This is a genomic window from Methylophaga sp. UBA5088, assembly GCF_002414625.1.
In the GTDB taxonomy this organism is placed as follows: Bacteria; Pseudomonadota; Gammaproteobacteria; order Nitrosococcales; family Methylophagaceae; genus Methylophaga; species Methylophaga marina.
In genome coordinates, this window is sequence record NZ_DIAC01000085.1 from 52,685 (window position 1) to 58,260 (window position 5,576).

8 protein-coding genes are annotated in these 5,576 nt (G+C 46.5%); all 8 read left to right on the top strand.

The genetic code is table 11. From position 1 onward, the window contains the following. Positions 1 to 964, top strand: a 964-nt coding sequence (gene trkA / locus B4K20_RS10765; RefSeq protein ID WP_289282882.1) for a Trk system potassium transporter TrkA, incomplete at its 5' end; no start/stop codon positions are given. A gap of 7 nt (positions 965 to 971) precedes the next feature. Further along, a complete protein-coding gene (locus B4K20_RS10770) occupies positions 972 to 1,532 on the top strand; it encodes a YqgE/AlgH family protein (protein ID WP_286305999.1) in 561 nt (186 codons plus the stop codon). Between the two features lie 35 nt (positions 1,533 to 1,567). After that, positions 1,568 to 1,948, top strand: coding sequence for a Holliday junction resolvase RuvX (gene ruvX, locus B4K20_RS10775; protein ID WP_414683377.1), 381 nt, complete (start codon positions 1,568 to 1,570; stop codon positions 1,946 to 1,948). Continuing rightward, on the top strand, positions 1,945 to 2,469 hold the full coding sequence (pyrR, locus tag B4K20_RS10780) for a bifunctional pyr operon transcriptional regulator/uracil phosphoribosyltransferase PyrR (protein ID WP_286306084.1): 525 nt from the start codon (positions 1,945 to 1,947) through the stop codon (positions 2,467 to 2,469). Before ruvX ends, pyrR begins: the two co-directional genes overlap by 4 nt. Then, positions 2,466 to 3,440, top strand: coding sequence for an aspartate carbamoyltransferase catalytic subunit (locus B4K20_RS10785; protein WP_289243559.1), 975 nt, complete (start codon positions 2,466 to 2,468; stop codon positions 3,438 to 3,440). Before pyrR ends, B4K20_RS10785 begins: the two co-directional genes overlap by 4 nt. Continuing rightward, positions 3,437 to 4,714, top strand: a complete 1,278-nt coding sequence (locus B4K20_RS10790; RefSeq protein ID WP_289282884.1) for a dihydroorotase — start codon at positions 3,437 to 3,439, stop codon at positions 4,712 to 4,714. The genes B4K20_RS10785 and B4K20_RS10790 overlap by 4 nt, the downstream gene beginning before the upstream one ends. Positions 4,715 to 4,730: 16 nt before the next feature. Then, complete coding sequence (locus B4K20_RS10795) at positions 4,731 to 4,922, top strand: DUF3012 domain-containing protein (protein WP_289282885.1); 192 nt, start codon at positions 4,731 to 4,733, stop codon at positions 4,920 to 4,922. Continuing rightward, a partial coding sequence (locus B4K20_RS10800) for an HAD family hydrolase (protein WP_289282886.1) occupies positions 4,870 to 5,576 on the top strand: 707 nt, incomplete at its 3' end. The genes B4K20_RS10795 and B4K20_RS10800, both read left to right, overlap by 53 nt.

Sequence of the window (5,576 nt, forward strand, 5' to 3'; positions counted from 1 at the left end):
CCACCCGAATGCGTTGCAGGTCTTGGATTTTGCTGAAGGCAAAGTACAGCTTGTGGCCGTAAAAGCATTTCACGGTGGCCTTTTAGTTGGACACCCTCTACGAGACTTACGCAAACATATTCCCAAAACTGAAACCCGGGTTGCTGCTATCTTCCGTGATGGTCACCCCATCACACCGACAGGCGATACAACGATTCAGGCAGACGATGAAGTCTTTTTTATTGCTGCAACTAAAGATATTCGTGCAGTCATGGGTGAATTGCGTCGTCTGGAAAAACCTTACAAACGTATTATGCTGGCAGGTGGAGGAAACATCGGTGCCCGCCTGGCTAAGGCCTTAGAAAATGATTATCAAATCAAATTGATCGAGGCCAACCCGGAGCGTGCAGAGTTTCTCTCTGAAGAGCTGAGTAATAGTATTGTGCTGTTAGGTGATGTTGCTAACGAAGAACTATTGCTGGAAGAAGAGATCGATAAAGTCGACCTATTCTGTGCGTTAACCAATGACGATGAGGCAAATATTCTTTCCGCTATGCTGGCAAAACGACTCGGCGCCAGTAAGGTTTTATCGCTGATTAATCGCGCGGCTTATGTTGATTTGGTGGAAAGCGGCAGCATAGACATTGCTTTATCGCCACAGCAGGCCACCATCGGCAGTCTTTTGGCCCACATTCGGCGTGGTGATATTGTCGCTGTTCACTCTTTGCGTCGTGGTGCTGCCGAAGCACTGGAAGCCATTGCGCATGGTGATAGCAGTTCTTCTGTTGTGGTTGGTCGACGCATTGATGAAATCGACTTACCACCGGGTACCACCATCGGAGCGATTGTTCGGGGTGAAGAAGTGATTATTGCTAAAGACGACACCCTGATTGAATCCGAAGACCACGTTATTTTATTTTTAGTGAATAAACGCTACATAAAAGAGGTCGAACGTTTATTCCAGGTTGGCTTTACCTTCTTTTAGGAGTGCTATGGAGTCTTCATTACAAAATCATTTTCTGATCGCCATGCCTAACTTGGCCGACTCATTTTTTTACCGTTCGGTCATTTACATTTGCGAACATGATAAAAATGGCGCGATGGGTCTGATTATCAACCGACCTACTCGTGTCATGTTAGAAGAACTCCTCTCTCATCTGCATATTGAAAATCCTTCTGAAAGCATTAAAAATACGCCCGTGTTATTTGGTGGGCCTGTACAAAAAGGTCAAGGCATGGTCATTCATGATCAAGCCCAATCTCCCTGGAAATCAAGTTTGCAGCTGACTGACGATATTATCTTAACGACCTCTACTGATATTCTTGAAGCCCTTGGCACCGATGAGGGACCTAGCAATGCATTGGTGACATTGGGCTATTCGGGCTGGTCAGAGGGTCAGTTAGAAGAAGAAATTATGGAAAACAGCTGGCTCACCGTCCCTGCCAGTCATACATTATTATTTGATACGCCTGCAGATCAACGCTGGCACGCGGCAGCCAAATCGATTGGTGTTGATATGAATCTGATGTCTAACATCGCGGGTCACTCATGAGTGCGGCCAGAACCCTGCTGGGCTTTGATTTCGGCATGAAGAACATCGGCATTGCTGTGGGACAGGAATTAACTGCCACCGCGAATCCATTGACTGCGATTAAAGCTCGTGACGGTATTCCAGACTGGTCACAAATTGAAAAACTGCTAAAAGAATGGCAACCCGATTTGCTTATCGTCGGCCTTCCACTGAATATGGACGGCTCTGAACAGGAAATGACTGCAGCAGCGAAACGGTTTGGAAATCGTCTCAATGGTCGCTTTAATATCCCTGTGGAATGGCAAGATGAACGACTGACAACATACGAAGCACTAGACCAAATGGGAATCCACAGTAAAATGGACTCTCGTCAACGCAGTGACGTCGATCAGTTATCTGCACAACTCATACTTCAATCATGGCTGAACCAACAATGACCATCGCACTGACTCAAACTCAAGTTCAGAATCTGCTCAATGATATGGCTGCAGATATTCGCGAGAAACTCGCTGATAAGCAACCCTTACTCGTCGGTATCCATACTGGAGGGGTTTGGGTAGCCAAAGCCTTACAGGATATTTTGGGTGATGATTTTTTTGATGCCCCACTAGGCACACTTAATATTGCTTATTACCGGGATGATTTCACCCGCATAGGTATGCATCCTCAAGTGACCCCGTCTGATTTACCTTTCAGTGTCGATGGGCGTCATCTGATTTTGGTGGATGATGTACTGCACAGTGGACGAACAACTCGTGCAGCGCTGAATGAAATTTTTGACTATGGGCGTCCAGCCAGTGTCACGCTGGTGGTATTAGTTGATCGAAATGGACGTGAACTCCCCATACAAGCCGATATCATTGGCAAAATGGTAGAAGTCGCCAAAGGACAACATATTAAGCTGACCAACAATGCAGGATTACAGTTAGAGTATCGAAATAAAGGCAAGGCCGAATGAATAACAACCAATTGACGGAAAGCGGTCAACTTCGCCATTTTCTCACGATTGAAGGGCTGAAAAAGCCATTACTGACGGAAATTATGGACCGTGCAGAGCAGTTTTCAGGCATTACCAATCGTCAGGTAAAGAAAGTCCCTATTCTGCGTGGTAAAACCATCGTTAACCTGTTCTTTGAAAACAGTACTCGTACTCGCTCAACCTTTGAGCTCGCGGCCAAACGCCTGTCAGCGGATGTCATGAACTTCAATATCAGCACCTCTGCAACGTCGAAAGGTGAGAGTTTGCTGGATACGCTGCATAACCTTGAGTCGATGCACACTGATATGTTTGTGGTCAGACACAACCAAAGTGGCGCGGCTGAATTTATTGCACAGCATGTGTCACCTCATGTCAGCGTCATCAATGCCGGTGATGGTTGTCATGCCCATCCCACACAGGCCATGCTTGATATGTTTACCATTCGTCGCCACAAAAAAAGCTTCCCAGATCTGCGGGTAGCTATCGTTGGGGACATATTGCATTCAAGGGTGGCTCGCTCACAAATTCAAGCGTTAGCGACATTAGGTGTTGGCGAGATTCGGGTAATTGGACCCAAAACCTTACTGCCTGCTGATTGCCAGACCTTGGGTGTCCATGTCTATCATGACATGGAGGCCGGTTTAGAAGGCGTTGATGTCATTATCATGTTGCGTCTACAGCTTGAGCGCATGCAAGGTGCACTCATTCCCAGTGCCAGAGAGTATTTCCACTGTTTTGGGCTGACTGACGATAAGCTCAAACTCGCTAAACCTGATGCCATTGTGATGCACCCTGGGCCTATCAATCGCGGAGTTGAAATTGCTTCCTCCGTAGCTGATGGGCCGCAATCGGTCATACTAGAACAAGTGACTCACGGTATTGCCGTCAGGATGGCCGTTATGTCTATGGCGATGGGTGCACAATCAGAACAAAATGAGCTGCCAGCATGAAAATTCGTATAAAAAATGGGCGTGTCATTGATCCAGCCAGTCAGTTTGATGCGCGACAAGATCTCTACATAAGTCACGGAAAGATTGTTGCTATTGGTGAACAACCAGAAGGTTTTGAAGCTGATAAAACAATTGATGCAACAGGTTTAATCGTTAGCCCCGGCTTGGTTGATCTGAGTGTCCGAGTACGTGAGCCAGGTCAGGAACATACAGCGACAATCCTGACAGAGACCAAGGCCGCCGCCGCTGGTGGCGTGACGACTATCTGTGTACCACCTGATACCGCACCTGTTATTGATAACCCGACCGTAGTCGAACTCATTGAGGATCGGGCGAAAAAGTCTGGCCGCAGCATGGTTCTGACAATGGGTGCAATGACGCAAAACCTGGGGAATGAATTACTTGCCGAAATGGCCAGACTAAAAGCGGCTGGCTGTGTTGGCATCAGTAATGGCCTCTCACCGATAAAAAATAGCGTCATCTTACAAAGAGCCATGGCTTATGCTGCCACCTTAGATATGACCGTCTTTATTACGGCCTCTGATCCTTGGCTGCAAAGTCAGGGATGTGTACATGAAGGCGCAGTCAGTTCCAGGCTTGGATTAGGCGGCATTGCCGAAAGTGCTGAAACGGTTGCCCTAAGTCGTGATCTCATCCTGATTGAACAAACCGGAGTACGCGCTCACTTCCATAATTTATCAACGGATAAAGCGGTCAAATTGATTCGGGAAGCACAAAATCGTGGCTTACCGGTGACCGCGGATGTCAGTGCCCATCACCTACATTTATCTGAGCATGATTTAGGTAACTATGATGCGTTAAGCCATGTCTTACCGCCTTTTCGTAGTATCCGTGATCGCGAGCAGTTACAACAAGGTGTTCGCGATGGCGTTATTTCAGCAATCTCATCACATCATCAGCCACTTGATATCGACGATAAACTCGGTCCTTTTGCTGAAACCAAACCAGGTATTTCTGGTCTTGAAACCTTATTACCATTAACAATGAAACTGGTAGAAGATGACGAGGTCAGTTTGCACACCGCGCTGGCCGCTTTAACCTGTAACCCGGCAGATATTCTGGGCATCGACTCAGGCCAGATCAAAGTGGGTGCAGTGGCTGATATTTGTCTGATAGATCCTGATTCGGAATATGAGTGCCGACCACTGAACTTCGTCAGTGCTGGCAAAAACAGTCCCTTTGAAGGCTGGTTGTTTAACCATCAGGTCAGCCATACATTATTCCATGGCCGCTTAGTTCATGAACGAGATTAAGTTTTAAGGAAACGACATGCAATTGATAAAAACCCTATTATGTTCTGCAGCGCTGCTGAGTTCATTTTTACTCATCACGGCTTGTAGCCCTGAAGTGGGTAGTGAAGACTGGTGCCAAATGATGAAAGACAAAGCTAAAGGCGACTGGACTGCGAATGAAGCAGCCGATTTTACTCGTTTCTGCATATTCCCAAGCAATGACAAATAAACTCTACGCACTCGATTTTGATGGGGTCATCTGCGACAGCGCGATTGAAACAGGTATGGCTGGCTGGAAAGTCGCCTTAAAGCTGTGGACAGATATGCCCAAGGCTATACCTGAGGATTTGATAGAAAAATTTCGTCAGGTTCGCCCAGTGATGGAAACAGGGTATGAGGCTGTGCTTATCATGCGGTTACTGTACGAAGGCATGTCTCCTGACACGCTCATGTCAGCCTTTCATCATCAAATGGAAGCCTTGATGATTCGTGATGATATGTTCGTCGATGAACTAAAAGACACTTTTGGTTCTACTCGAGATGAGTGGATTCGAGATGACTTTGATAGCTGGATTGCCATGAATCCATTATTTGATGGCATTGCAGAAAAGCTTCGCCGCATCCCAACAGATAGTTTGGTGATTATCACCACCAAACAAGAACGTTTTGTTGATCATATACTCAAAGCTAATCAGATTGCTCTGCCCATTGAACAGGTTTATGGTCTGGATAGAAATATGAGCAAACAACAGATTCTAAATGATCTTCATGGGGAAAACCCCAGCCTGAAGATCCTGTTTATTGAAGATAGGTTACCTACGCTGATTAATGTGATTACCGATGATCGTCTTGACGATATTCAGCTTTATCTGGCCGGCTGGGG

Excerpts from the sequence above, each read along its gene's own strand:
- B4K20_RS10770 (WP_286305999.1), top strand. The coding sequence starts at position 972 with ATGGAGTCTTCATTACAAAATCATTTTCTGATCGCCATGCCTAACTTG.
- ruvX (WP_414683377.1), top strand. The coding sequence starts at position 1,568 with ATGAAGAACATCGGCATTGCTGTGGGACAGGAATTAACTGCCACCGCG.
- pyrR (WP_286306084.1), top strand. The coding sequence starts at position 1,945 with ATGACCATCGCACTGACTCAAACTCAAGTTCAGAATCTGCTCAATGAT.
- B4K20_RS10785 (WP_289243559.1), top strand. The coding sequence starts at position 2,466 with ATGAATAACAACCAATTGACGGAAAGCGGTCAACTTCGCCATTTTCTC.
- B4K20_RS10790 (WP_289282884.1), top strand. The coding sequence starts at position 3,437 with ATGAAAATTCGTATAAAAAATGGGCGTGTCATTGATCCAGCCAGTCAG.
- B4K20_RS10795 (WP_289282885.1), top strand. The coding sequence starts at position 4,731 with ATGCAATTGATAAAAACCCTATTATGTTCTGCAGCGCTGCTGAGTTCA.